Origin of the sequence: Brachybacterium sp. (genome assembly GCF_036379615.1) — a bacterium.
Classification (GTDB): domain Bacteria; phylum Actinomycetota; class Actinomycetes; order Actinomycetales; family Dermabacteraceae; genus Brachybacterium.
Genome location: NZ_DASVGJ010000061.1, coordinates 127,299 through 152,252, shown reverse-complemented (window position 1 = coordinate 152,252; position 24,954 = coordinate 127,299). Strand labels below are relative to the sequence as shown.

The window sequence follows — 24,954 nt, the reverse complement described above, 5'->3', positions numbered from 1 at the left end:
CTGCTTCACCATACGGTGGAGGCGTCGACGAACTCCCTGGCGGCAATCGCCTCCCTCCGGCGGGCATGGATCTGCTTCGCGGCGATGTCCGCGCCGGCCAGCAGCGGCGAGGGCACACCCGGAGAGGCACCGATCGCGGAGCCGGGCTGGGTGGAGGCGGCGGGGATGCCGAGCACCACCACGGACTCGTCGACCGTACCGTCGGCGGCGAGGAGATTGTGCCCGGTCAGCGCCTCTTCGGAGAGCTCGGCCCCGGTCGCCTCCATGCTGTGGGTCGCCACGCCGCCCACGGTGTGGATCCGGGCCCGGCCGGACTCCAGCAGGGAACGCAGCAGCGGATCGCTGGTCTGCGGGATCTTTCCCTTGGACATGCGGGTCTCCAGCAGCACTGCGGCGGTGACCACGCGGCCGGTCACCGGTGAGGCGGCGCGGAAGAGCCCGGAGGAGGGATCCGCCTCGACCACCATCTCAGGACCGATCAGCTCGATGATCCCGGCCTCGATCAGCGCCAGCACCAGGCGCACCCGGTCCGCGGGCGGACCGGAGGCGAGGGCCAGGGAGTCCCCGTCGAACCAGCCGAGCACATCGCGGGCGAGGGACTCGCCGGTGAAGGCGCCGAGCCCGGTCAGCCGACCGACAGGACGTCGCAGTGCACCCATGGCGCCGTTGACCGCCGCGCGAGGATGCCGCCAGGGGTCGGCCAGCGAGCCCAGCTCGTCATCGACCAGTCGAGTCACCCGCTGCGACCACTCCCGCTCCCCCACCACCTGCCCGTGGGTGGGTCGGTGCAGCTCCTCGAGCGTCCAGGCCCAGCGCGGGGAGGTGACCGACGCGGTGAGCACCGCGTCGACCTCCGCGGCGGTGCCGGCGGACTCGAGCGCGGACAGCCAGTCGCCTGCCACGGCCTCCGGTGCGTACTCCTCCAGCGCCTCGAGATGGACCCGGGCGAACTCCCGGGCCAGCACCGGCCAGACCTCGCCGGCGAAGTCCACGTCCGTGCGCTCCGCGAGCGCGTCGAACCAGTCGGTGCTCGCCCAGCGCGCCGCGAAGGGCCGCACCGGGCGGCCGCCCTCGGGCTTGGAGCGGTAGGGCAGCCCGCGCCGCGAACCGACCGCGAGCCGCGGCTCGCGGCCGCTGGGCAGGTAGCGCAGGCGTCCGTGCGGGTCGCCCTCCACGGACTCGACCGCGCCGCCCCAGTCGGCGGCGAGCTGGCCGATGACGTCGAAGAAGTTCGCGCCGAGCCCTCTGATCAGCACGGTCTCCCCTGCCGGGAGCCTGCCGTAGTCACGCTCGGCGGGCATGCCGGGCTCGGCATAGCGCAGGCCGAAGCGCTCGGCGAAGTCCACCAGCGCCTCGATCTCCGGGCTGCGGCGGGACTGGAGCATTCCCTGGGCGAGCACGACGGTGGGGGCGGCCAGGCGGCGACCGTCCTCGAGCACCACCGCGGTCTCCTCCCCCGCCCGCACGAGGTCGACGGCCAGGGCCACGACCTCGGTGGTCTCGACCGCGCCGGTCGCGATCGCGGCCTGGAGCTGGTCACGGAAGTACACGCCCTGCAGCCGACGGGTCGGGAAGGAGGCGCCGGTGAGCGCGGAGGCCTCCTCGAGCACCCAGTCCCCGGCCGGATGGCCGCCGTCGGCCCGCACTCGGCGGGCCCAGTCCACGAGGTCCGGGCCCGGTGCGGCGGGACCGCTCATGCGGGTCGAGTCATCGGGGTGGACGGTGGTGGCGTCGGCCTGGGTGTTGTTGAGGTACTCCGCGGGCTGGTCCACGAGCCAGGTCGCGCCGGAGCCGACGGCGAGGGCGTCGATGACCGCCAGCCTCACCGGGGGGCCTGCCGTGGCCGCGGCGCGGGCGGCGGTGCGCAGCACGGTGGCGACTCCGCGAGGACCGCCGCCCACGATCACCGCGTCGAAGTGCTCGACGACGTCCTCGGCGCCGTGCTCGGCGACGCCTTCCGCGACGTGCTCTGACGTGTGCTGGGCGGTCATGGGGTGACGAGCTCGCCGAGCCGTGAGCCGGTCCGGGTGAAGCCCGCCTCGTCCACGCGGGGGCGCACCTCGACGGCGCCCTCCCGGGCGGCGACCTCGACATCGACCTCGTAGACGCTGCGCAGCGTGCTGGCCCGGAGAGCCTGCTCCGGGGTGCCGTCGGCGACCAGATGGCCACCATGCAGGACCACCACCTGGTCGCAGTATCGGGCGGCGTGGTTCAGGTCGTGGATCGCGATCAGCGCGCTGATGCCCTCCTCACGGGTGATCTGGCGGACCAGCTGCAGGGTCTCGATCTGATAGCGGAGGTCGAGGGCGCTGGTGGGCTCGTCCAGCAGCAGCACCCGGGTGTCCTGGGCGAGGGCCCGCGCGATCAGCGCGCGCTGCGCCTGCCCGCCGGAGAGCTCTGACATGGACTGCTCGGCGATCTCCACCAGGCCCATCCGCACGATCGCGTCCTCGACCTTCGCACGATCCTCGGCGCGGGGGGCGATCCCGAAGTGCGGCGTGCGGCCCAGCATCACGGCCTCGCGCACGGTGAGGTCGAAGGGGGCGTCACCGGCCTGCGGCACATAGCCGACGACCTTCGCGAGCTCGCGGCGGCCGAGGCTCGCGGTGGCGCGACCCTCGACGGTCACGGTGCCCTGCTTTGCGCGATGCACCCCGGCGATGGCCTTGACCAGGGTGGACTTGCCGGAACCGTTGGGGCCGAGCAGGGCGCAGAACGCGCCGGGCGCGACCTCGAAGGAGATGTCCTCGAGGATGGTGCGCGCCCCGTAGGAGAAGGAGAGGCGGTCGACTGTCAGGCTCACTTCAGGGTGTTCCTTCGCGTCAGGATGAGGTAGATGAACACGGGGCCGCCGATGAAGGCGACCACGATGCCGACGGGCACCACGGCGGGGGCGATGATCGTGCGGCCCACGGCGTCCGCGACCAGCAGCAGAAGCCCCCCGGAGAGTGCGGCGAAGGGCAGCAGGTGGCGGTGGTCCGCACCGATCGCGAGGCGGGCGATGTGCGGGCCGACCAGGCCCACGAAGCCGATGATCCCGCAGAAGGACACCACCACTGCGGCGAGGGCGACCGCGAGCGCGATCAGGCCCACCCGCAGCGGGCCGACGTTGACGCCGAAGCTGCGGGCGGCGTCGTCGCCGGCGAAGGCGATGGCATTGAGGTCCTTGGCGAAGAACAGGGTCACCGGCACGGCGAGCAGGGTGAGGACCCCGACGATCAGCACGTCGGACCAGACGGCGTCGTTCACGGAGCCGAAGGTCCAGCGGATGATGGCCTGCAGGGTGTTCTCGTTCGCGGTGAACTGGAGCGCCGAGGTGAGTGCCTCGAAGATCTGGGTCATCGCGATGCCGAGCAGCAGCAGGGTGGCCACGGCCATGCGACGGGCGGTGGCGATGCCGAGCACGACGGCGGAGACGGTGAGCGCCATGACCATCGCGCCGGCGATGGTGGCCCAGGCCGGGAGCTGGTTGGTGCCCGCGAGGGTGATCACCAGCGCGGCGCCGAACGCCGCCGCCGGGGAGACGCCGAGGGTGAAGGGGCTGACCAGGGGGTTGCGCAGCAGGCCCTGCATGAGCACGCCGGAGACGGACAGCGCCGCCCCGGCGGTGAAGGCGAGCAGCACCCGCGGCAGCCGCAGCTGGGTGATCACCGAATAGGTGGAGGCGAAGTCGGCGCTGATGGTGCCGCCGAAGATGCTCACCTGCACGGAGCGGAGCACGTCGCCGAGGCCGACCCCGGCGGTGCCGAGGGTGACGGCGCTGAGCAGCGCGAGGACGGAGACGACCAGGCCGGCGGCGAGGATCAGCGACTTGCGCAGCTCACGCCGGCGGGAGAGGGCGGCGCCGCCCTGTTCAGGGGCGTCGGAGGTGCCTGCGGGGCGTTCGAGGGTGGTGGTCATGCTCCGGGCCCCTGCACGTAGTCGGTCGCGGCGGAGAGCTCGGTGTCCTGGAACTCGGTGACCCATCGGGTGAGATACTCGTCGGGGTCGATCGCCGCCATCTCCTCCGGGTGCAGCCAGGAGGCGAGGTAGAGGGCGCCGAGGGACTTGCCGAGCGCGCTGGTGGCCCAGCCGTTGGCGATCGCGATCCGCTCCTCGGCGAGCGCGGTCATGTCGGCCCAGCCGGGGCGGGCGGCGATGTCCTCGCGCAGGGTGTCGAAGCGGTCCACGGGCTCGGCGGAGGGCTCGAACTCGTGGAGCACGAACTGCGGGTCGCGCAGCACCACCTCGGAGGGATCGACGGTCAGCTCCTCCTGTGCGTCGCCCCCGGAGGCGTCGTCGAAGATGTTCGTGCCGCCCGCCTCGACGATCATGGCGTGGAATCCGGAGCCCGGCAGGGTGGTGAGGTACGGCTCGACGGTCTCGAAGTAGACGGGGACGGGGTCGACGTCCGCGAGGTGCTGCTCGAGCAGCCCGGAGATCTCGGCGCGGAAGTCGAGCACGCCCTGGGCGCCGTCTTCGAGACCGAACACCTGACCGAGCAGGGTGAGGGTCGCATCGACCACCTCGGTGTCCCAGGCGGTGGCGACGATCAGCGGGATGCCGAAGGGCTCGAGCTGCTCGGCGGCCTCCTGCCAGACGGCATTGCGCGGCAGGATCACCACGTCCGGTTCGAGCTCGGCGATCGCCTCGTAGTTCAGCTGGTCCAGCCCCTCCGCGATGATCTGGTCCTCGGCGAGCCCGAGGTAGGGCAGGCGGTCCAGGGAGGCCCGATCCACCCCGACGACGCGGTCGGCGGCGCCGATGGCTCGCAGGAACTCGTTGGTGTAGCTGTTCAGCACGACGGCGCGCTGGGCGGGACCGGTCAGCACGACCTCGCGCTCCTGGTCATCGACGATCGTGAGCTCGCCGGCGGCCTCGGACCCTCCCTCGACGATGACCTCGCCGCAGGCGGCGAGTCCCAGGACGGGCAGGGCGGCGAGGGCGGCACCGAGCACGGTGCGGCGGCGGGCGGTGATCATGATGGTCCTCGGGTCTGGGGTCGGGAGCGGAGAGAGGGAGTGCGGGGTCCTCGGGTGCGGGGCCGGGGTCAGGCGGCGGCGTGCTCGGCGTCGGGCAGGGACGGGTCCCCGAGGCTGAGCATGAGCCGGTTCGCCCAGGCGAAGAATCCGGCCGCGGTGAACACGTCGAGGATCTCGGCGTCGCCGAGCCCCAGGGCGCGCAGCGGCTCGATCGGCAGCGTGCCGGGCCGGGGTCGGGAGATCTCCGCGGCGGCGGCGACGACCGCCGCCCAGCGCGGATCCTGGCCGGTGCCGAGCGGCGCGAGGTCCGCGGCGATCCAGTCGGCGTCCCGGTCCAGGCTCGCGGCGAGCAGGGCGTCGACCGCCTGCTCGCGCCGGGAGAGCCCCGCCGCCTTGCGGGCATGCACGGAGGCGCAGTAGATGCAGTCGTTCACCTTGCTGGTCGCGGCGGCGGCGAGCTCGCGCTCCGCCTTGGGCAGTCCGTCCCGGGGCAGGAAGATCGCGTTGTCCAGGGCGCTGCGGGCCCTGGTGATGCCCGGGGTCAGCGACAGCATGCGGAAGTAGACGCTGTTGGTGGTGGCCTTGGAGGCGAAGGAGTCGCGCTGCTCCTCGGTGAGCTCGTCCTCGGCGGGCACCTCGATCCACGGCTCCCACTGGAGCTGCTCACGGGTGAAGGCGTCGGGACGCACCCGGCCGGTGGGGGTCGTCCCGCCGTGCTGGGCGGCGCGGCCGTGCGAGAGCGGGACGCGCACGGGGGCGTCGGTCGACGGGCTCTCGAGCCCCTCGAGCCCGGCGAGAGCGGAGACCAGCCGCTGCAGGTGGCTCTCGAAGGCGACGAGCTGGCTGATCAGGACGACGGTGCGGGCATCGTGACCGGCGGCGGCGAGGCGCTCCTGGTCGGCGGCGGTCGCGAGCGCCGGGGAGATCGAGAGGAGGTCCACCTGGTCCCGCAGCGCGGCGAGGGCAGGATCTTCCGTCAGCGGGTCCGCGGCGGTGAGCCCCTCATGGGGGCCCTGGGAACGGTGCCACTGCGCCAGCGGGCCGCTGCCCTGCCAGTCCGCGGTGACCGCGGCGAGCGCATGGAGCACGGAGGCCGGCAGCGGCTGGGGCGCGCGGTAGAGCGCATCGTACGCTTCGCGGGTGTGCTGCAGCACCTCGGGGCGCAGCGCCTCGAAGGCCGCTCCCCCGCCGGTCGCGTCGGAGAGGATCGTTTCGAGGATCTGGTGGGCGTCGGTCGGTACGGCCGAGTGAGTCATACGTACATCTTAGGGTTGACCCAAGCCCGAGTTGACATTGTGTCGGGGAATGGACGGCGTCTTCACCGATCGCACGACCCCTCACGGTATCCTCCGGCTGAGCTCGCGCGCTGTGCGCACGGCGGACGAGGAGGAGCATGGCGTCCACGATGAAGGAGGTCGCAGCCCGAGCGGGAGTGTCGACGAAGACGGTCTCCCGGGTGGTGAACGACCATCCGAGCATCAGCCCGCAGGTCCGGGAGCGCGTGCGGCGAGCGGTCGACGACCTGGGGTGGACGCCCAACGCCCAGGCGCGCTCCCTCCGCACCGGGCGCACCGGTCTCATCGCCCTGTCGGTGGTCGACCTGCGATCGCCGACCATCGCGCGCCTGGCCCAGGCACTGGTCGGGGAGGCGGAGCGGCACGGCCTGCAGGTCTCCCTGGAGCCGTCCCGCGGCCGAGCCGAGAGGATCCGGCAGACCTTCGAGTCCCGCGGTGCGCTCTTCGACGCCGTCGTGCACGTGGGCCCACTGCCCCCGGGGCTCGACCTCCCTCCGCTCGATCCCGAGCGCCCGATCGTGCTGCTGGGCAGGGCGAGCGCCGATCCGGTCGCCCTCGACGCGGTGGACAGCGACGACGCGTCCGCCGCCGAGGCCCTGACGCGCCACCTGGACATGGTGCGTCGCGACGCCGTGGTGCTGTTGGGGCGGGAGGAGAGGAGGCCCGACGCCTTCCTCGATCGACTCGCGAGGGCGTTCCCGGACGCTCCGATCCTGCGGCCCGAGTTCGGCGCCGGAAAGACGGAGTCCCACGTGGCCGATCGCGCCGCCGGGCGCCGCCTGGCCCAGCGCGCCCTCGATGAGCACCCTCGGACGGACGCACTGGTGTGCGCGGACGACGAGCTCGCCGTCGGCGCCCTCTCGCTGCTGCGGGAACGCGGCCACCGGGTTCCCCATGACATCGCACTGACCGGCTACGGGAACATCGATGACGGCCGCTTCTCGACACCGTCCCTGACGACCATCGACCTCGACCTCCCCGAGCTCGCCCGCCGCGCGATCGAGCTGATCGCCGGCCGGCGCGATCCCAGCAGGTCCGAGCCCTCCCGCACCACGGTCCCGACCACCGTGATCCGCGCGGAGTCGACGCTGGGCTCCACGAGGTCGTCCGAGGAGGTGGCGACATGGCGCGGGTGACGCTCGCCGACGTCGCCGCCGCGGCCGGGGTCTCCGCGGCGACGGCCTCGCACGCGCTGAGCGCACGCGGGGGCGGGGGCGGGGGCGGGGAGGGCACGATCCGCGTCTCGGCGGAGACCGGCGAACGCGTCTTACGCATCGCCCGGGAACTCGGCTACGTCCCCTCAGCCGCAGCGAGGGGCCTGGTGCGCGGAGGCCCCGACCGGATCGCGATCATGGTGCCGAATCTGCGCCAGCCGTACTTCGCGAAGATGGCCGAGACGCTGATCCTCGCGCTCGAGGAGCGCGGACTGCACACCACGCTCCGCCTCTCCTACGACGCCGCCGCGGAGCGCGACGCCGTCCTCGGTCGCTCCACGACGGACGTGGCGGGCATGATCGTCTGCCCCCACTTCCTCTCCGCCGAGCTGCTGGACGGTCAGGCGCCGCCCTTCCCCGTCGTCCAGGTGGGCGGCGCCCCGACGGACGGCATCGACTGCGTGGTGATGGGCGAGTACGACGGCGCCCTCGCCGCCGCCCGCCACCTCCTGGACCTCGGACGCCGCCGGATCGCCTACGTGGCAGACCCATGGCTCGCCTCCCGGGAGGGGCCGCGACACCGTGCCTACCTCGATGCGCACGGCGAGCGCGGCCTCTCGGCCGATCCCCGCCTGGCAGCCCAGGGCGCGGACTGGGACCGGCGCGAGACGGGGCTCGAGGCGATGGTCGGCCTGCTGCGCACCGGGATCCCCTTCGATGCCGTGATGTGCGTGAACGACGCCGTCGCCGTGGGCGCGATGCGGGCGGCGGCGCTCGCAGGGCTGCGCATCCCCGAGGACGTCGCCTTCACCGGCTTCGATGCCACCGAGGAGGCCGCCTTCACCACGCCGCCCCTGACCTCGGTGGACCCTGGGGTCCAGGAGATGGCGCAGCAGGCCGTCGAGATGCTCGCCCGCCGGCTCGACGGCTCGACGGAGCTTGCCCGTCGCGAGAGCGCTCCTCCCTCGCTGGTGATCCGCTCCTCGACCGTCGGCTGACCGACGGACGGCCTTCCGCCGTGCGCATCGGACTGCGCGCGACATCCATTTCAACGTTGTGTCCCCTATTGACAACGCTTAATCGCCCACCGAGGATGGCCCTCATCACATCTCGATGAGGAGAGTCCGTGCCCGACCATTCCCCGCTCACCGCCCGCCCGGCGCCCGCCCTCCCCCGCGCCCAGCGTCCAGGTGGCCTGCGCCCTCTGGATCTCGATGCCGTGCACCTGGCACCGCAGGGCCCCCTCGGTGCCTGGCAGGAGCTCAACGCCACGGCGACCATCCCGCACTGCATCGCCCAGCTCGAGACCTCCGGCGTGCTCGACAACTTCCGCCGCCTGCTCGGCGAGTCCGGCGCGCCGCACCGCGGCTTCGTCTTCGCCGACTCGGACCTCTATAAGGTCATCGAGGCCGTCGCCTGGGAGATCGGTCGCTCCGGCACCACGGCGCACGACGCCTGGCTCGACGAGATGATCTCGCTGATCTCCCGCACCCAGGAGACGAGCGGTTACCTGCACACCTGGGTGCAGGGGGTGCACCCCGAGAAGAAGTTCTCCGAGCTGCACTGGACCCACGAGATGTACGTGCTGGGCCACTGGCTGCAGGCCGGCATCGCCCTCGCCCGCACCGCCGGCCGGACGGACCTGCTGGACCTCGCAGTGCGCTTCGTGGTCCTCGTCGAGCGCCGCTTCGGACCCGGTCGTGAGGACGGCATCCCGGGCCACCCGGAGATCGAGACCGCCCTGGTCGAGCTGTACCGCCTCACGGGCGAAAAGCGGCATCTGGCCCTCGCCCAGCACCTCGTGGACCAGCGCGGCCGGGACATCCTGCCCGGAGGCGGCTTCGGCAGCCACTACTTCCAGGATCACCTGCCCGTGCGCGAGGCGAAGGACCCCACCGGGCACGCCGTGCGCCAGCTCTACCTCAACGCCGGGGTCACCGACCTCTTCCTCGAGACCGGCGAGGAGCCGCTCGACGAGGTGATGCGCGAGCAGTGGGACAGGGTGCACACCCGCAAGATGTATCTCTCCGGCGCCTTCGGCTCGCGCCACCGCGACGAGTCCTTCGGCAATGACCATGAGCTGCCCTCCGATCGCGCCTATGCCGAGACCTGTGCGACCATCGCCGATCTCCATTGGACCTGGCGGATGATGCTCGCCGGCGACGACCCGCGCTACGGCGACGTCATCGAGCGGGAGATCCACAACGCCCTGGCCGCCTCGGTCGACGAGAGCGGCACGCGCTTCTTCTACTCCAATCCTCTGCAGCGCCGGGCGGATCGCTTCGACGAGGAGAACGCTCCCGCGGAGCGTCAGGAGTGGTACTCCTGCGCCTGCTGCCCTCCCAACATCGCCCGCACGATCGCCCAGCTGGGCGCCTACGTCGCCGCCGTGCGCGAGGACCCCGACGGGGCGAGCCTCGAGCTGCTCCAGCTCGCCGCGATGACCGTGAAGCTGCCGGAATCGGTGGGCCGCGGAACGCTCGTGGTCGAGACCTCGTATCCCGAGTCCGGCACGCTCCAGCTGAGCCTCGAGCCCGACGCGGGCGCCCCGCGCACCGCCGGGCCCGGTGCCCGCCTCGGTGTGCGGATCCCGGGCTGGGTGCGCGGCGGCACCGTCACGTCGGCCGACGGCACACAGCGCGCTCTGAGCGGGGCCGAGCTCTCCGCCCAGCGGCTGGAGCTCCCCTTCGAACAGGTCCACGGGAGCGTCGTCGCCCTCGACATGCCGCCTCGCTGGACACGCTCGCACCCGCGAGTGGACGCGACCCGTGACTGCCTCGCCCTCGAGCGCGGGCCCCTCGTCCACTGCCTCGAACAGGTGGACCTGCCCGCAGGGGTCGAGCTCGACGATCTGGTGGTGCCCGCGGGCTCCGCCGCATCGGTGCGGGAGGACGGTGCGCTCGAGGTCACCCTGCATCACCGACCCGACGACGGCGCGCTCTATCGCGACGAGTCCCCGGCACCCGCGCAGGGGACCGCTCCGATCACCGTCTCCAGCATCCCGTTCGCGCGCTGGGGCAATCGAGGCCCCGGAGCCATGCGGATCTGGCTGCCCCGCGAGCACTGACCGCGCCCGCCCACCACTCACCCTCACTCCCCCTACCCTCACAGGAGACGATGATGTCGACCCGACGCGCCCTTTTGCCCCCTCTCCCCCGTCCTCGACGACGCACCGTGCTCGGCGGTCTCGCCGCGACCGCGGCCGCCGGCAGCGCCCTCAGCCTGGCAGGATGCGGCGGCGGCGGCGGCAGCAGCAAGGAGGGCGAGCTGCGGATCCTCGTGCTCAAGCACGCTCTGACCAAGCCGATGGCCGAGATGGCCTGGACCGCCGCGCTCGAGGAGGCGGCCGGGATCCCGATCGTGTGGGAGGAGGTCTCCGCGGACTGGGATCAGAAGAAGTCCACGATGCTCGCCGCCGGCGACGTGCCCGACCTCATCGTCGGCACCCAGGCGGTCAACGACACGGACCTCGCCACCTACGGCACCCTCTTCGCGAACCTCGCCGAGTCCCTGGACTCGCTGCCGAACGTCACCGAGATGTTCGCGGAGAAGCCCGAGCTCGAGGCTCTGGCCACGCAGCCCGGAGGAGAGATCTACTCGATCCCCGGCTACAAGCGGTTCTGGCCGCCGACCGTCCAGCACCAGTACATCAACCGCGCGTGGCTGGACGCCCTGGGCCTGGAGATGCCCACCACCTGGGACGAGCTGTTCGACGTCCTGGTCGCCTTCAAGGAGGGCGACCCCACGGGCACCGGAGCGACCGTGATCCCGATGGACTGGAGCCCCGTGGACACCGGGGGCTTCGGATACTTCCAGTCCATCCTGCTCCTGGGCAGCACCGGCCTCCCCCTCGCCGGGGGCGGCGGGCAGGGCTACTACCTCCAGGACGGGAAGGTCGGCAACTTCCTCACCGATGACCGCTACCGCGACGTGGTCACCTTCCTCGCACGCTGCCAGGAGGCCGGCCTGCTCTCCGGCGACGTCATGACACAGGACTACTCCACGTACCAGTCCGTGGGCCGAGGTCCCGGGGACGGTGTCGCGACCGTCGGCTTCACCTGGGGCTGGACACGCTCGGACCGCTTCGGACCGGAGATCAGCGATCAGTACGAGGCGGTGGGCGTGCTCCAGCAGACCGCCGATCAGAGCGAACCGGTGACCTGGAGCTTCGACCAGTACGGGGAGAACTTCCCGGGCAACCAGGTGGCCCTGTCCGCGGCATCGAAGAACACGGAGGCGGCGCTGAAGGTGATCAACGCCTTCTACGACCAGGAGATGTCGATCCAGGTGCTGTTCGGGGACATCGGTCCCAACATCGAGAAGACCGGCGAGAACTCCTACAAGGTCCTGCCGGCCGAGGACGGCACCGATCCCTCGACCTGGAAGTGGACCTCGACCCTCGCGGACAACGGCCCGGTGTGGATCCGCGATTCGATCGAGGTCGAGCTCCCGTCGGACCTGCAGGAGGCCGTCGACGAATCGAAGCCGCTGCAGCCCGCCATCGACAACATGGACCTGGACAAGGACGTCTACCCGGGCCTGTTCATCAAGATGACCAAGGAGGATCTGAACGCGATGAGCCTCGTGGACACGACCCTGATGAACGTCGCGATGACGAAGTTCGCCGACTGGGTCACCGGAGGCGGGATCGACGAGGGGTGGGACGCCTACGTCGCCACCGTCGCCGAGTCCGGCGTGGAGGACAACATCGCCACCCGTCAGAAGTACTACGACGAGTACATGGCGTCCACCTCGTGAGCGCCGGGATCTCGACCTCCGCCCCGCGCCGACGATCGCGCTCGGACTCGGCGTCACCCGCGCCGGACGCCGCTCGGGACCGGACTCCCCTGACGGCGCAGCTCCGTCGGCACGTCGGCCGGTACTGGCAGCTGTGGGTGATGCTCGCGCCCGCGCTGGTGTTCGTGCTCGTGTTCGCCTACGTGCCGATGTACGGGATCCAGCTGGCGTTCCGGGAGTTCGACTTCACCAAGGGCCTCACCGGCGGCGACTGGGTGGGGCTGAAGTACTTCATCCAATTCTTCGAGAGCCCGCTGTTCGGCGAGCTCATGCGCAACACGGTGATGATCAGTCTGGCCACCCTCGTGCTGGGCTTCTTCACGCCGATCGTCCTGGCCCTGGTCATCAACCAGATCCTGCACTCGCGGATCCGTCGGCTCGTGCAGACGGTGACCTACCTGCCCCACTTCATCTCCGTGGTGGTGATCGTGGGCATGCTGCAGGTCTTCCTCTCCCCGAGCACCGGCCTGATCACGAGGTTCCTGGCGTTCTTCGGCATCGATGACGTCAACTTCCTGGGCAGCACGAGCGCCTTCGTCCCGGTGTACGTGCTCTCGGACATCTGGCAGCACACCGGCTGGAACAGCATCATCTACCTGGCGGCACTGGCCGGCGTGAACACTCAGCTGTACGAGGCGGCCCGCATCGACGGTGCCACCCGGCTGCAGATCATCCGGCACGTGGACATCCCGGCCCTGGTCCCCACGATGATCATCCTGCTGATCCTCACCATGGGCGGGGTGCTGAACACCGGGTTCGAGAAGGTGTTCCTCATGCAGAACACGCTGAACCTGCCGGTCTCCGAGGTCATCGCGACCTACACCTACAAGATCGGCATCCTCTCCAGCCAGTTCAGCTACTCCACCGCGATCGGACTGTTCAACACGGTCATCAACTTCGCCTTCCTGGTGATCGCCAACCAGATCTCCAAGCGCGCCTCCGACACGAGCCTGTGGTGAAGGGACCCATGAGCACCGACACCGCCCCTGACACCTTCTCTTCGCGCCGTGCCGGCCACCGGCCGCGGGGCAACGACCTCGCGTTCACCGTGGTCATCACGGTCATCTGCGCCGCCGTCCTCTTCACGACGCTGTACCCGCTGTACTTCGTGCTGATCGCCTCGATCAGCGATCCGACGGCCGTCTCCACCGGCAAGGTCTCTCTGCTGCCGAAGAACATCAGCTTCTTCGGATATCAGCAGATCTTCGAGGACTCCCGCATCTGGACCGGATACCGCAACACCCTGATCTACAGCGTGGTGGGAACGGCACTGAACCTCGCCGTGACGCTCCCGGCGGCCTACGCGCTCTCACGGCGTGAGTTCCGCCCGCGTCGTCCACTGATGCTGATGTTCGCGTTCACGATGTTCTTCAGCGGCGGGTTGATCCCCACCTACCTGCTCTACAAGGACCTCGGGCTGCTCGACAACTGGCTGGTCTTCATCCTCCCGTCGGCGCTGAACGTCTTCAACCTGATCATCGCGCGCGCCTTCTTCGAGAACTCCCTGCCCGAGGAGCTCTTCGAGGCCGCGATGATCGACGGGGTGGACTACTTCCGGTTCTTCACCACCATCGCCCTGCCGCTGTCCAAGGCGCTGATCTCCGTGATCGGGCTGTACTACCTCGTCCAGCACTGGAACGACTTCTTCACGGGGCTGATCTTCGTGCGCGACTACGACAAGCAGCCGCTGCAGATCGTGCTGCGCGACATCCTGCTCTCCAACCAGGCGTTCTCCGGAGGAGCAGGTGGCGCCGGCGGTTCGGGCGGGGCCTACGGCCAGCGCTACGCCGACCAGATCAAGTACGGGGTCATCATCGTCTCCACCCTGCCGGTGATCATCCTGTATCCCTTCCTCCAGAAGTACTTCGAGAAGGGCGTGCTGATCGGTTCGGTGAAGGGATGATCACCACGACCGTTCCGCAGGGCCGCCTGATGCCGCACCTCGTGCGCTGGCACCTCGGCCTCGGCGAGCTCGCCCTGAGGCTGTTCCTCCTGCACCTGCTCTGGCTGCTGGGCGCGCTCGCCGGAGGGGTGATCCTCGGCGTCCTTCCCGCGACCGCAGCGATCTTCGCGGTGCTGCGCGAGGACCGCCTCGAGCAGGCGGCCGAGGAGGTCGGCGAGCATCGGCCCTCCCGGGGCGGGCTGTGGACGCAGTTCTGGAGCGCATGGCGCGCGGAGTTCTGGCGCGCGCACCGTCTCGGCGGAGCGCTGGCCCTCGGCTGGCTGGTGCTCGCGCTGGACCGTCGGGTCCTCACCGGCACGCAGCTGGGCGATCAGCTCGGCGCCGCCCTCGGACCGCTGGCCAGCGGTGCCGTGGTGGTGCTGACCGTGGTGCTGATGCTGCTGAGCGCGGTGATGTGGCCGCTCGCCGCGCACTTCAGCGATCCACTCCCGCACCTGCTGCGCATGGGCCTGGTGCTGCTGGTGCGGCGACCGTCGATCGCTCTCGCGATCGCGCTGTTCCTCGCCGCCGCGGTCTGGCTCGCCCAGACGATGCCCGGACTGGTGCCGGTGTTCGGCCTGGCGCTGCCCGCCTGGGCCGTCACGGCCCTGCTGTGGCGCTCCGGGGCGATGCCGCTCACCCCTCCAGCCAGCGGGGCTCCACGAGGGTGATGCGCGGTGCCGCGCCGTCGGTGCGCAGCAGGCGCACCAGCTCGGCCACGGCGAGCTCGCTGATCTCGACCCGTCGCGGGTCCAGCTGCGGCACGGCGGCCAGCAGCGGGCTGATGTCCGCGAGGTCCTCTCCGCTCAGCGCGACCAGCAGGCGGGTCTCGTCCACCAGCGCGCCGGTCGCGGCCATGGCGAAGAGCACCTGACGGACCCCGTTCATGCCGAACAGCGCTGTGCGCTGGTTGGGCAGGGTGAGGCGCAGGGCCCGATCCGGGACCTCGGCGAGCGCTCCCCCGTCCAGCACCACCTCCAGCCGCGCCTCCTCGGCGGCATCCTCGATCCCGGCCAGGAAGCGGGAGACGTCGTTGCGGGCGCGCTTGCGACCCGGATCGCCGAACAGCAGCAGGCGGTCGCACTCCTCCTCGAGCGCGCGATCGACGACCATCCGGCCGAGCATCTCGAAGTCGAGGTCCACCACGGATCCCTGAGGGAACTCCTCCGGTTTGCCGATGGTCACGAAGGGCAGCCCGGACTCCAGCACCGGGGCGACCCGCTCGTCATAGCGGCCCAGCTCCATCAGGATCAGCGCCTCGCACACCCCGGTGCGCACCACGCGGCGGATCCCGGCGGCCCCCTCCTGGGCGGTGACCAGCAGGATGTCGTAGCCGTGGCGACGTGCCTCGCGGGCGATCGCCCCGATGAACACCATCAGCACGCCGTCGTCGGACTCCGCCTCCGGGACCATCAGGCCGATGACGCCGCTGCGCCGGGAGCGCAGGGTGCGGGCGCCGGAGTTGGGGTGGTAGCCGAGCTTCGCGATCGCCTCCTCGACACGCTCGCGGGTGGCCGCGGAGATGGGGCGGGATCCGGTGAGCACATAGCTGACGGTCGACTGGGAGACCCCGGCGAGCCGGGCGACGTCCTGGCTTGTCGGCGCCTTCGAGCGTCCGTTGCTGCTCACCGTGCTCCCGCCCCCTTCCCGAGATCCGCTCCTACCCTGCGAGGAGGCCGGAGACCCCAGTCTTCCACGCGAGCAGCGCGCGGCTGCGGCCGTCTGCCGAATCCAGGGCGGTGGCCTGCTCGAGCGCCTCGTCGAGCAGCTCGGCGAGCACCACGCGCGACCCGGTCTCCGCCGAACGCACCGCCGCCTCGACGATCGCCTGGGTCCAGACGTTGGCATGCACCTCGGAATCGGGGACCAGCCCGCCTCGGAGCGCGGCGCAGAAGTCCGTCAGGGAGGCATCCAGCTCCCAGCGGGCCTCCGGACCGGGGGTGCGGCCCAGGACCTCGTCCGCGCCGGCGGGGTGCGCCGTGGGCGGTGTCTCGCCGTCCCACCGCACGCCGCCGCCCTCGCAGCTGAGCACCCAGTCGCCGTTCCAGCTGGTCTCGATGCCGGGAGAGCACCAGGATCCGGAGAAGGTGTGCACGGCGCCGCTGTCATAGGTGATCGACACCGTCGCCGCCGCGTCGCCCGCATACCAGCTCCAGGACGGGTTGTACGAGGTGGCCGTGACCGACTCGGGCACGCCGTCGATGAGCACCCGGCCGGCGTCGAAGGCGTGGATCGCCATGTCCACGATGAGGGGCTGCTCTATCTCGTCGCGGAACCCGCCGAAGCGGGGCGCCCGCGCGAAGCGGGTGTCCACGATCCCGACCCCGCCGAGCTCGTCGGCCAGGCGCCGCGCCTCGTGCAGGTGGGGGTTGTTGCGGCGTGACTGGGAGACCATGAACAGCAGCCCGGTCGCCTCGGAGTGACCGGCGAGCGAGACCGCCTCGGCGAGAGTCGCCGCGCACGGCTTCTCGCCCAGCACCGGGTACCCGGCATGCAGCGCATCGGCCGTGACGGCGTGGTGGGCCGCCGGGATCGTCACGTCGATGACCGCCTCGGCCCCGGAGCGCCGTGCCACCTCGAGGGCGTCGGTCCCGGTGACGATCCCGGCCCGGCGATCCTCGGGCACGACCTCGGCCACGGCCCTCTGAGCCGCCCCTTCGATCATATCGGCCACGCCCACCAGCTGCGCCGCCTCGTTGCCGAGCACCGTGCCGATCCAGGCGCGGCCCATGCCGCCGGCGCCCACCACGACGACGGGAACGGGTCCGGAGGTCGCGGCGGTCATGCGCCCTTCCCCGCCGCCTCGGCGTCGCCCAGGCCCTGGCCGCCGGTGCCCTTGACGAACCATTCCGTCTCGTAGCGGTCCAGGAAGGGCACCGAGCGCTCGGCGACCGTGGGTCGAGCCCAGTTCACGCCGTTGGCGATCACCCGGCGCACGTCGCGGTGCTGGTAGACGGGGTAGTCCTGGTCACCGGGGCTGAAGTAGAAGATCTTGCCCTTGCCGCGGCGGAAGGTGCAGCCCGAGCGGAACACCTCGCCGCCGCTGAAGGAGGAGACGAACACCAGCTCGTCCGGCACCGGGATGTCGAAGTGCTCCCCGTACATCTCCTGCTCGTCGATGATGATCGGATGCGGCACCCCCTCGGCGATCGGGTGGGAGGGGTTCACCGTCCACACCAGCTCGCGATCCGCCTCGTTGCGCCAGCGCAGGGTGCAGGTGGTGCCCATCAGCCGGGTGAACGGCTTGGACCAGTGGCCCGAGTGCAGGACCACCAGTCCCATGCCGGCCAGCACATGCCGCTGCACCCGTTCGGCGACCACGTCGGAGACCTCGTCGTGCGCCATGTGGCCCCACCAGGTCAGCACGTCGGTCTCGGCGAGCACCTCCTCGGACAGTCCGTGCTCGGGGTCGTCGAGCAGGGCGAAGCGGGTGGTGACCTGGTCTCCGAGGTTCTCGACGATGCCGTCGCGGATGGCGGCGTGCATGCCCTCGGGGTAGTGGTCGCGCACGCGCTGATCGCGCTGCTCGTGGCGGTTCTCGCCCCAGACGGTGACGCGCAGGGGCGCGGAGGTGGTGGTCATGGTGACTGTCCTTTCAGGTGGTGCGGGGATGGATGATGCGGAGCGAGCGAATCACTTGACGGCGCCGCCGGTGGCTCCGGCGGCGACGTACTTCTGGGCGACGATCATGAGGATCACCGCGGGAAGGGAGGAGAGCACCGCCGTGGACATCACGGCGCTCCAATCGGTGTCGTTGGTGCCGATATAGGTGTACAGGCCCAGCGTCACCGGTCGGATCGACTCTCCGGTGGTCAGGGTCAGGGCCATGAGGAAGTCGCTCCAGGCGAAGAGGAACGAGAAGATTCCCGCAGTGATCACGGAGTTCTTCGAGACCGGCAGCACGATCGACCAGAAGGCCCGCACGTGCCCGCAGCCGTCGACCCGGGCCGCCTCGACGATGGAGGTCGGGAAGGTCTCGAGGTAGGCGCGCATGATGAGGATCGCGAACGGGATGCCCTGCGAGGCGTCGGCCAGGATCAGGCCCGGTATCGAGTTGACCATCCCCAGCGGGGTGTACACCGTGTACAGCGCGTTGGCGATGACGATGCCGGGGATCATCTGGCTGATCAGGACGAGGAACAGCAGTGCCGCGGTCCCCTTGATCCTGAACTGGGCGAGCGCATAGGCGCAGGGCGCGGCGATCACGATCGACAGCAGGCAGGCGCCGACGGCGACGATCAGGGAGGTGACGAGATTCTGCCCCTGGTCGGCGATCGCGCGGGAGTACCCGCTGAAGTCCGGGTCCAGCGGCAGCCACTGGGTGTTCAGGCTGTTGCCGGCGGGAGCCAGGGACGCGTTGACCATCCAGTAGACGGGGAACAGCATGATCGCGACCAGGACGATGCCGATCACGGTGTGCATCCAGGAGCGACGGGGGCGGCGGCGCGGGGCGCCGGTCAGCGCGGGCGCGGAAGGGGTGGCGGTGCTCATCGGGTCATCCGTTCTTCGCGGCGCGGGCGTTCGCGCGCAGGTAGACGATGCTGAAGGCGAGGGCGATCACGATGAGGATGTTGCTCAGCGCCGCGCCCTGGCCGAAGTCGAACTCGACGAAGCTCATCTCGTAGCTGCGGGTGGCCAGGGTCTGGGTGGCGTTGGCGGGACCGCCTCCGGTGAGGCCGATGATCAGGTCGAGCACCTTGATCGTGTAGATCACCCCGAGCAGCAGCACCACCGAGACCACCGGGCGCAGCATCGGCAGGGTGATGTGGAGGAAGGACTTCCACCCCGTGGCGCCGTCGAGCTGACCGGCCTCGTAGAGCTCGTCCGGGATGGACTGCAGCCCGCTGTACAGGAGCACGACGTTGAACGGGATGCCCAGCCAGATGTTCACCATGATCACGGCGACCAGGGCGGTGTCGGAGCTGTTCAGCCACGGGATCGGGTCGGAGATCAGGCCGATGCCCGAGAGGAACTGGTTCAGGGCGCCGTTGTCCTGCTCGAGGATCCAGCGCCACACGGCGGCCGAGACGATCATCGGCAGCAGCCAGGGAAGCAGCAGCAGCGACCGCAGGAATCCCGAGAGGGGGAACCTCCTGCGGAAGTAGAGAGCCAGCCCCATGCCGATCACGAACTGGCCGATGATCGAGCCGATCGTGAACAGTCCGGTGTTGCCCAGGGCCCGCAGGAAGATCGGGTCGCTGAAGGTGGCGGTGTAGTTGTCCAGGCCCACGAACGGGGCGTCGCCGTTGAAGAAGGTCGAGAAGTCGTAGGCCTGGAAGCTCATCACGACGTTCTTGAGGATCGGGTAGCCGAAGAAGGCGATCATGTAGAGGGCTGCCGGCGCGATGAAGGCGTAGCGGACCATGAGGTCGCGACGGTTCCCCGGCCGACGGCGCGGTGTCACCGCCGGGGCCGTGAGTCCGGGCCGGGCGGCGTGCTGTGTGGTGGTCATGTCGTCTCCCTCGCTCAGCGGACCGTCTTGGCGGCTTCGTCGTACGCCTCGGCCGGGTCGGTGTCGTCGACCAGGACCCGCTGGTTGGCGGTGTAGATCGCCTTCGCGGTGCGGGGCCATTCGGGGCCGAGCCGGGCGGTGCGCGAGCGGGCGGTGGAGACCTGCTCGACGAACGTTCCCAGTTCCGGGTTCAGGCGCGCGAACTCCTCCGCGGCGTCGGCGTCACCGGGGATGGTGGAGCGCTCGCCGGCCATGAACAGCTGGTTCTCCGGGGCGACGAAGGCCTTCAGGAGTGCGGCCGCCTTGGCCTGCTTCTCCTCGTCGCCGGTGACGGGGACGGTCCACACCTCCCCGCCCAGCGGGGCGACGGACTCCCCGCCGGCGACGGGCACAGGGATCGTGACCACATCCCACTCGAGGTCGGGGGTGTCGGCCTCGAGGCCGGCGATGTTCCAGGGCCCGTTGATCACCATGGCCGCGTTGCCGGCCTTGAACTGGTCGATGACGTCGCCCTGGCCCCAGTTCACGACGGAGCGGGAGGTGAGCCCGTCCGCCACGAAGTCGGACCAGAGCTGTGCGGCGCCGAGTACACCCTCGCCGTCGAGCTGCGTCTCGTCACCGCCGTTGGACCACATGAAGGGCATGAACTGCCAGGTGCCCTCGTAGCTCGCGATCGCCGAGAAGGCGAAGCCGTAGCGGTCCTCGGTGGTGAGCGCCTCCGCAGCGGAGCGCAGCTCGTCCCAGGTCGTCGGGGGCTGCACGCCGGCCTCCTCCAGCATCGCCACGTTGTAGAACAGCGCGATGGTGTTCACGGTGGGGGCGATCCCGTACAGCGTCCCGTCGTACATGCCGAGATCGGCGATGGACGGGGTGAGCCCGTCGGTGGTGATCCCGTACTGCTCGAGCGGGGCCAGGGCACCGGACTCGGCGACCTGCTGGACGTTGGGGTTGTCCAGCATCAGGAGGTCCGGCAGGGTTCGGGAGGAGCCCATCTGCAGCACCTTGGAGATGAGCTGGTCGCCGGGCACGCGCTCCCGGGAGAACGTCAGGCCCAGCTCCTCGGCGCACTTGGTGAAGGTGCCGTTGATCGCGACGTCATCGGCCGGGGTGTTGTAGTAGTCGACGATGCGGATCGAGTCCGGGCCGCCGTTGCCGCCGGAGTCCCCACAGCCGGCCAGTGCCAGGAGCCCTGGGGCGGCGAGAGCACCGAGGCCGAGGGAGCGCCGGGTCATGTGCGAACGGCCGACGTCCGAGGGGGACGGGCGTACGGGTCGGGTCGTGGCGGCGGGCGCGGCTATGCCCTGCCTGGGGGTGGAAGACATCCTCGTCCTACTTCCTCTGTCTTGTGCGTCTGTCTCGTGCGTCTGTCTCGTGGGTCCCTGTCGCGTGCATCTCCACCTCATGATTCATCGATTCGAATCGATGCGCGGGATGGGCTGCGACGGCGGTCATGGTGCGGAGCTGTCGACCGAGGCGGCTGCCGGCACCGGCGTCGGTGCGGGCCGCTCCTGGCGACGGCAGTCAGCATGACTCAGGTCGCAGGATGATGCAAGGGGGTGAGGGATCCCCGTGAGAGCCGTGCGACCGGCACGGCCGGCACCCCGCGACACCCTCGCAGGTCGGGCCGCTTTCGCGATGCGGGAATAAATTGTCGATTCGTATCGCTTCGCACCCTCCCGCATACGTCCGGGCCGGACTCGCCGCGACCGGACCGTCCCCTTCGGTGCTAGCGTGCCGGGGTGACCGACTCGGAGACCCCCGCCCCCGCCTCGACCGCCCCTTCCGTTCCGGAGGACCCCGGCGCCGGCATCGGCTTCGACCGGGAGCGCTACATCGACCTCCAGTCCCGCCACATCCAGCACCGTCGCGAGGAGATCGGCGGGAAGCTGTATCTGGAGATGGGCGGCAAGCTCTTCGACGACCACCACGCCTCCCGCGTGCTGCCCGGCTTCACCCCGGACAACAAGATCGCGATGCTGCACCGCCTGAAGGACGAGCTCGAGATCCTGGTGTGCCTGAACGCCAAGGACCTGCAGCGCCAGAAGGTCCGTGCAGATCTCGGCATCACCTACGAGGACGATGTGCTCAGACTGATCGACGTGTTCCGCGAGCACGGCTTCCTCGTGGAGAACGTGGTGCTCACCCAGCTGGAGGAGACCGATCACGCCGCCCAGGTCTTCGTCGAGCGTCTGGAGCGGCTGGGGCTGAAGGTCGCCCGCCACTCGGTGATCCCCGGCTACCCCCAGGACACCGCACGGATCGTCTCCGAGCAGGGCTTCGGCGCCAACGAGTACACCGAGACCACGCGCGACCTCATCGTGGTGACCGCCCCGGGCCCGGGCTCCGGCAAGCTCGCCACCTGCCTCTCGCAGATCTATCACGATCATCAGCGCGGGATCAGTGCGGGATACGCGAAGTTCGAGACCTTCCCGATCTGGAACCTGCCGCTCGAGCACCCGGTGAACCTCGCTTACGAATCCGCGACGGCGGACCTCGACGACCTCAACCTCATCGACCCCTTCCACCTCTCCACCTACGGGAAGCAGGTCACCAGCTACAACCGCGATGTGGAGGTCTTCCCGCTGCTGCGCACGCTGCTGGAGCGGCTCACGGGAGCCTCCCCCTACGCCTCTCCCACCGATATGGGGGTGAATCTGGCCGGGGACTGCATCGTGGATGACGAGGTGTGCCGGGAGGCCTCACGGCAGGAGATCATCCGGCGCTATCACAAGGCGCTCATGCACGAGCGGATCCACGACGAGGACGACGTCGTCTCACAGCGGATCGGGATGATCATGTCCAAGGCGGGGTGCGCACCCGGCGATCGCGCCGTGGTCCAGCCCGCCCTCGCCGTCGAGGCCCGCACCGGGGAGCCCGGCGCAGCGATCCAGCTGGCCGACGGCACCCTGATCACCGGGAAGACCTCGCCGCTGCTGGGCTGCTCCGCGGCGATGCTGCTGAACGCGCTCAAGCACCTGGCCGGTCTCGAGGACTCCGTCCAGCTGCTCTCCCCCTCCTCCATCGAGCCGATCCAGACCCTGAAGACAGAGCACCTCGGCTCCCGCAATCCGCGGCTGCACACCGACGAGGTGCTGATCGCCCTGTCGGTCTCCGCCTCGAGCGATGAGAACGCCCGTCGCGCGGTGGACCAGTTGCGCAGCCTGGCCGGCTGCGACGTGCACACCACCACGATCCTGGGCACGGTGGACGAGGACATCTTCCGCAACCTCGGGATCTCGGTGACCTCCGAGCCGCGGTTCCTGCACAAGGCGCTCTACCACAAGCGCTGACCCCGCGGGCGGGCCGACGGATCAGGGCAGGGAGAGGACTGCCTGCACCGGAGCGTGGTCGGAGGGAGCGGCGCCGTTCTCATCGCGCCAGGCGTTCAGCGCCGCGCGATGCGCGGTGACCTGCTCGGTGACGAGCACCCAGTCGATGCGGACGCCTCCTTCCACGGGATCCTGGTAGTCGGGGAAGGTTCCCCAGGCCGGGGTGAGCCTCTCGGCGGCGGAGTCCCACACATCGGCGAGAGGGCCCTCGGTGACCAGTGTGCGGTAGGCATCGGAGCTGCCTGCGGCGGCGTTGAAGTCACCGGTGAGCACGGTGGGCAGGGAGCTCTGCGCGATCAGCTCACGCAGCGCCTGGGCCCCGCGCCGCCGCGCCTGCTCGGACTCGTGGTCGAGATGGGTGTTGAGCATGATCAGCTCGCGGCCGCTGTGCCGTTCGCGCAGATGAGCCCGGACCACGATGCGGGTGACGGAATGCCCCCAGGTCACCGAGCCGATGACCTCCGGGGTGTCGGAGAGCCAGAACTGGTCCCAGTCCAGCACCTCGAAGCGGTCGGCGTCGTAGTAGATCGCGGCGTGCTCGCCGTGGCTGCCGCCTTCACGTCCGAAGCCGATGCGGCGGTGGCCGGGCAGTGCCTCCTCGAGGGCGGGGAGCTGGCCGTACAGGGCTTCCTGCACCCCCAGCAGGTCGGGCCGCTCCCGCGAGAGCAGTGCGACGAGCAGCGGTCGTCGCTCGGGCCAATGGTCGGCGTCGCCGGGTGCGGTCTGCGCGTCGCGGGAGCGGTCATAGCGGATGTTCATGCTCATGACGTGCAGCTGGTCCGGTGTGACGGTGCCGATCAGCGGCTGGGTGGGGTGGTCCATGGGGTCTCCTGGTCGACCTCGGGGAAGAGGTCGCCATCCTTCCAGCACCGCTCCGGGCGTGTCGAGGAAGAGGGCTCGCCGGACGCGAGCTCGCCGGACAGCGCACTCAGGCCAGCGAGAGCAGCGCCTGGACCGGTGCGTGGTCGGAGGGGAAGGCACCGGCGCCGTCGCGCCAGACGTTGATCGCGGCCTGGTGCGTCACGACGCCCTCGGTGGTCAGCACCCAGTCGATGCGCCGGGCGTCCTCGACAGGATCCTCGTAGTTCGGGAAGGTCCCCCACCCCTGGGTCAGGCGCTCCTCGGCGGTCTCCCAGGTGTCGCGCAGCGGTCCGTCGGTCACGAGCTCCGCGTAGGGATCAGACTCTCCGGCGGCGGCGTTGAAGTCGCCGGTGACGATGATCGGCAGGCCCTCGAGCTCGTCTCCGTCGATCAGGTCGACCACGGCCTCGGCGCTGCGGAGCCGGGCCGGTGCGGACTGGTGATCGAAGTGGGTGTTGACCACGGCGAGCTCGGTGCCGGTGGCGAGGTCCTGCAGCCGGGCCCAGACCACCAGTCGGCTGATCTCGTTGCCCCATGTCGCCGAGCCGATCTCGTCCGGTGCGTCCGAGAGCCAGAACTGGTCCCAGCCGAGCAGCTCGAAGCGGCGCGCGTCGTAGAAGAGGGCGGAGTGCTCGTCCTGGCTGCCGCCGTGGCGGCCGTAGCCGACGTATCGGTGGTGCGGCAGCGCCTCCTCGATCGCGGAGAGCTGTGGGAACTTCGCCTCCTGGACGCCGAGCAGCGTGGGCACCTCCCGCTGCAGCAGCTCGATGACGAGGGGGCGGCGGTCCGGCCAGTGGTCCGCTTCGCCGGGCTCGGTGACGGGCGGGTCCTGGCCCTCGCGGTCGGTGCGCACGGACCGGTCGAGCCGGATGTTGAAGGTCATGACGTGGAGATGCTCAGGATCCGCTGCTCCGATCAGGGGCTCGTCGGAGGAGGAAGCGGCGGGGGCTGCCGTGGCGGGAGCGCCCGTAGCGGAGGTGCGAGCTGCGGACAGCGCCGGGACGGCGACGACGGCCGCCACCCCCAGTGCTCCGAGTCCGAGGCCGGTGACGAGAGTGCGGCGGTCGAGGGCGCGAGCCATGCTGGTCTCCTGGGGATCGGGGACGAACTCCTCGCACCGTAGGCGCACTCAGCAGCTACGTTCCACCAGGTCATCGACCTGT

General features: G+C 70.4%; 21 protein-coding genes. 8 read left to right on the top strand and 13 right to left on the bottom strand.

What is annotated here, in order from left to right; genetic code table 11:
• Positions 1-5: 5 nt before the first annotated feature.
• The 5 genes from VF289_RS13000 to VF289_RS12980 all read right to left on the bottom strand — a co-directional run bounded on the left by VF289_RS13000 (position 6) and on the right by VF289_RS12980 (position 6,217).
• Positions 6-1,991 carry an FAD/NAD(P)-binding protein gene (locus VF289_RS13000; protein ID WP_330884316.1) on the bottom strand — a complete coding sequence of 662 codons (1,986 nt, stop codon included), beginning with the start codon at positions 1,989-1,991 and terminating at the stop codon, positions 6-8.
• The gene (locus tag VF289_RS12995; protein WP_330884315.1) at positions 1,988-2,803 is read right to left on the bottom strand and encodes an ABC transporter ATP-binding protein; all 816 of its coding nucleotides are present in this window, start codon (positions 2,801-2,803) and stop codon (positions 1,988-1,990) included. The genes VF289_RS13000 and VF289_RS12995 overlap by 4 nt, the downstream gene beginning before the upstream one ends.
• A complete protein-coding gene (locus VF289_RS12990) occupies positions 2,800-3,900 on the bottom strand; it encodes an iron ABC transporter permease (RefSeq protein WP_330884314.1) in 1,101 nt (366 codons plus the stop codon). The genes VF289_RS12995 and VF289_RS12990 overlap by 4 nt, the downstream gene beginning before the upstream one ends.
• On the bottom strand, positions 3,897-4,961 hold the full coding sequence (locus VF289_RS12985) for an ABC transporter substrate-binding protein (RefSeq protein ID WP_330884313.1): 1,065 nt from the start codon (positions 4,959-4,961) through the stop codon (positions 3,897-3,899). The genes VF289_RS12990 and VF289_RS12985 overlap by 4 nt, the downstream gene beginning before the upstream one ends.
• Positions 4,962-5,029: 68 nt before the next feature.
• Positions 5,030-6,217 (bottom strand): peroxidase-related enzyme, encoded by a 1,188-nt coding sequence (locus VF289_RS12980; protein WP_330884312.1) that lies wholly within the window; start codon positions 6,215-6,217, stop codon positions 5,030-5,032.
• Between the two features lie 137 nt (positions 6,218-6,354).
• Between VF289_RS12980 and VF289_RS12975 the strand changes: the two genes are divergently transcribed.
• The 7 genes from VF289_RS12975 (at position 6,355) to VF289_RS12945 (ending at position 14,820) form a co-directional block, all read left to right on the top strand.
• Positions 6,355-7,392, top strand: a complete 1,038-nt coding sequence (locus tag VF289_RS12975; RefSeq protein ID WP_330884311.1) for a LacI family DNA-binding transcriptional regulator — start codon at positions 6,355-6,357, stop codon at positions 7,390-7,392.
• Complete coding sequence (locus VF289_RS12970; RefSeq protein ID WP_330884310.1) at positions 7,380-8,408, top strand: LacI family DNA-binding transcriptional regulator; 1,029 nt, start codon at positions 7,380-7,382, stop codon at positions 8,406-8,408. Before VF289_RS12975 ends, VF289_RS12970 begins: the two co-directional genes overlap by 13 nt.
• Before the next feature lie 128 nt (positions 8,409-8,536).
• On the top strand, positions 8,537-10,477 hold the full coding sequence (locus VF289_RS12965; protein WP_330884309.1) for a glycoside hydrolase family 127 protein: 1,941 nt from the start codon (positions 8,537-8,539) through the stop codon (positions 10,475-10,477).
• 53 nt (positions 10,478-10,530) lie between these two features.
• Positions 10,531-12,168: an extracellular solute-binding protein gene (locus tag VF289_RS12960; RefSeq protein ID WP_330884308.1), complete on the top strand. Its 1,638-nt coding sequence runs from the start codon at positions 10,531-10,533 to the stop codon at positions 12,166-12,168.
• Positions 12,165-13,166 carry an ABC transporter permease gene (locus tag VF289_RS12955; protein ID WP_330884307.1) on the top strand — a complete coding sequence of 334 codons (1,002 nt, stop codon included), beginning with the start codon at positions 12,165-12,167 and terminating at the stop codon, positions 13,164-13,166. Before VF289_RS12960 ends, VF289_RS12955 begins: the two co-directional genes overlap by 4 nt.
• Before the next feature lie 8 nt (positions 13,167-13,174).
• Complete coding sequence (locus tag VF289_RS12950; protein ID WP_330884306.1) at positions 13,175-14,110, top strand: carbohydrate ABC transporter permease; 936 nt, start codon at positions 13,175-13,177, stop codon at positions 14,108-14,110.
• On the top strand, positions 14,107-14,820 hold the full coding sequence (locus VF289_RS12945; RefSeq protein WP_330884305.1) for a YesL family protein: 714 nt from the start codon (positions 14,107-14,109) through the stop codon (positions 14,818-14,820). The genes VF289_RS12950 and VF289_RS12945 overlap by 4 nt, the downstream gene beginning before the upstream one ends.
• Here the strand turns inward: VF289_RS12945 and VF289_RS12940 are convergent.
• Genes VF289_RS12940 through VF289_RS12915 form a run of 6 tightly spaced genes read right to left on the bottom strand, consistent with a single transcriptional unit; the run spans position 14,786 to position 20,833 of the window.
• Positions 14,786-15,778 (bottom strand): LacI family DNA-binding transcriptional regulator, encoded by a 993-nt coding sequence (locus tag VF289_RS12940; protein WP_330884304.1) that lies wholly within the window; start codon positions 15,776-15,778, stop codon positions 14,786-14,788. The two genes, VF289_RS12945 and VF289_RS12940, sit on opposite strands and share 35 nt — an antisense overlap.
• A gap of 31 nt (positions 15,779-15,809) precedes the next feature.
• Positions 15,810-16,934: a Gfo/Idh/MocA family oxidoreductase gene (locus tag VF289_RS12935; protein WP_330884303.1), complete on the bottom strand. Its 1,125-nt coding sequence runs from the start codon at positions 16,932-16,934 to the stop codon at positions 15,810-15,812.
• Positions 16,931-17,731, bottom strand: a complete 801-nt coding sequence (locus VF289_RS12930) for a ThuA domain-containing protein (protein WP_330884302.1) — start codon at positions 17,729-17,731, stop codon at positions 16,931-16,933. Before VF289_RS12930 ends, VF289_RS12935 begins: the two co-directional genes overlap by 4 nt.
• Positions 17,732-17,782: 51 nt before the next feature.
• Positions 17,783-18,640 carry a carbohydrate ABC transporter permease gene (locus VF289_RS12925; protein ID WP_330884301.1) on the bottom strand — a complete coding sequence of 286 codons (858 nt, stop codon included), beginning with the start codon at positions 18,638-18,640 and terminating at the stop codon, positions 17,783-17,785.
• A 4-nt stretch (positions 18,641-18,644) separates the two neighbouring features.
• Entirely contained in the window at positions 18,645-19,601 is a 957-nt protein-coding gene (locus tag VF289_RS12920; RefSeq protein ID WP_330884300.1) for a sugar ABC transporter permease, read from the bottom strand.
• Between the two features lie 14 nt (positions 19,602-19,615).
• Positions 19,616-20,833 carry an extracellular solute-binding protein gene (locus tag VF289_RS12915; RefSeq protein WP_330884299.1) on the bottom strand — a complete coding sequence of 406 codons (1,218 nt, stop codon included), beginning with the start codon at positions 20,831-20,833 and terminating at the stop codon, positions 19,616-19,618.
• A 507-nt stretch (positions 20,834-21,340) separates the two neighbouring features.
• On the opposite strand from VF289_RS12915, the gene VF289_RS12910 reads away from it, so the two are divergent.
• A complete protein-coding gene (locus tag VF289_RS12910) occupies positions 21,341-22,891 on the top strand; it encodes a DUF1846 domain-containing protein (protein ID WP_330884298.1) in 1,551 nt (516 codons plus the stop codon).
• A 21-nt stretch (positions 22,892-22,912) separates the two neighbouring features.
• Here the strand turns inward: VF289_RS12910 and VF289_RS12905 are convergent, their stop codons facing one another.
• Positions 22,913-23,752: an endonuclease/exonuclease/phosphatase family protein gene (locus VF289_RS12905; RefSeq protein WP_330884297.1), complete on the bottom strand. Its 840-nt coding sequence runs from the start codon at positions 23,750-23,752 to the stop codon at positions 22,913-22,915.
• A 106-nt stretch (positions 23,753-23,858) separates the two neighbouring features.
• A complete protein-coding gene (locus VF289_RS12900; RefSeq protein WP_330884296.1) occupies positions 23,859-24,872 on the bottom strand; it encodes an endonuclease/exonuclease/phosphatase family protein in 1,014 nt (337 codons plus the stop codon).
• Positions 24,873-24,954 lie beyond the last annotated feature (82 nt).

Coding starts and splice junctions, on each gene's coding strand:
- VF289_RS13000 (WP_330884316.1), bottom strand. CDS start 1,991: ATGACCGCCCAGCACACGTCAGAGCACGTCGCGGAAGGCGTCGCCGAG.
- VF289_RS12990 (WP_330884314.1), bottom strand. CDS start 3,900: ATGACCACCACCCTCGAACGCCCCGCAGGCACCTCCGACGCCCCTGAA.
- VF289_RS12985 (WP_330884313.1), bottom strand. CDS start 4,961: ATGATCACCGCCCGCCGCCGCACCGTGCTCGGTGCCGCCCTCGCCGCC.
- VF289_RS12980 (WP_330884312.1), bottom strand. CDS start 6,217: ATGACTCACTCGGCCGTACCGACCGACGCCCACCAGATCCTCGAAACG.
- VF289_RS12975 (WP_330884311.1), top strand. CDS start 6,355: ATGGCGTCCACGATGAAGGAGGTCGCAGCCCGAGCGGGAGTGTCGACG.
- VF289_RS12970 (WP_330884310.1), top strand. CDS start 7,380: ATGGCGCGGGTGACGCTCGCCGACGTCGCCGCCGCGGCCGGGGTCTCC.
- VF289_RS12960 (WP_330884308.1), top strand. CDS start 10,531: ATGTCGACCCGACGCGCCCTTTTGCCCCCTCTCCCCCGTCCTCGACGA.
- VF289_RS12950 (WP_330884306.1), top strand. CDS start 13,175: ATGAGCACCGACACCGCCCCTGACACCTTCTCTTCGCGCCGTGCCGGC.
- VF289_RS12945 (WP_330884305.1), top strand. CDS start 14,107: ATGATCACCACGACCGTTCCGCAGGGCCGCCTGATGCCGCACCTCGTG.
- VF289_RS12935 (WP_330884303.1), bottom strand. CDS start 16,934: ATGACCGCCGCGACCTCCGGACCCGTTCCCGTCGTCGTGGTGGGCGCC.
- VF289_RS12930 (WP_330884302.1), bottom strand. CDS start 17,731: ATGACCACCACCTCCGCGCCCCTGCGCGTCACCGTCTGGGGCGAGAAC.
- VF289_RS12925 (WP_330884301.1), bottom strand. CDS start 18,640: ATGAGCACCGCCACCCCTTCCGCGCCCGCGCTGACCGGCGCCCCGCGC.
- VF289_RS12920 (WP_330884300.1), bottom strand. CDS start 19,601: ATGACCACCACACAGCACGCCGCCCGGCCCGGACTCACGGCCCCGGCG.
- VF289_RS12915 (WP_330884299.1), bottom strand. CDS start 20,833: ATGACCCGGCGCTCCCTCGGCCTCGGTGCTCTCGCCGCCCCAGGGCTC.
- VF289_RS12905 (WP_330884297.1), bottom strand. CDS start 23,752: ATGGACCACCCCACCCAGCCGCTGATCGGCACCGTCACACCGGACCAG.
- VF289_RS12900 (WP_330884296.1), bottom strand. CDS start 24,872: ATGGCTCGCGCCCTCGACCGCCGCACTCTCGTCACCGGCCTCGGACTC.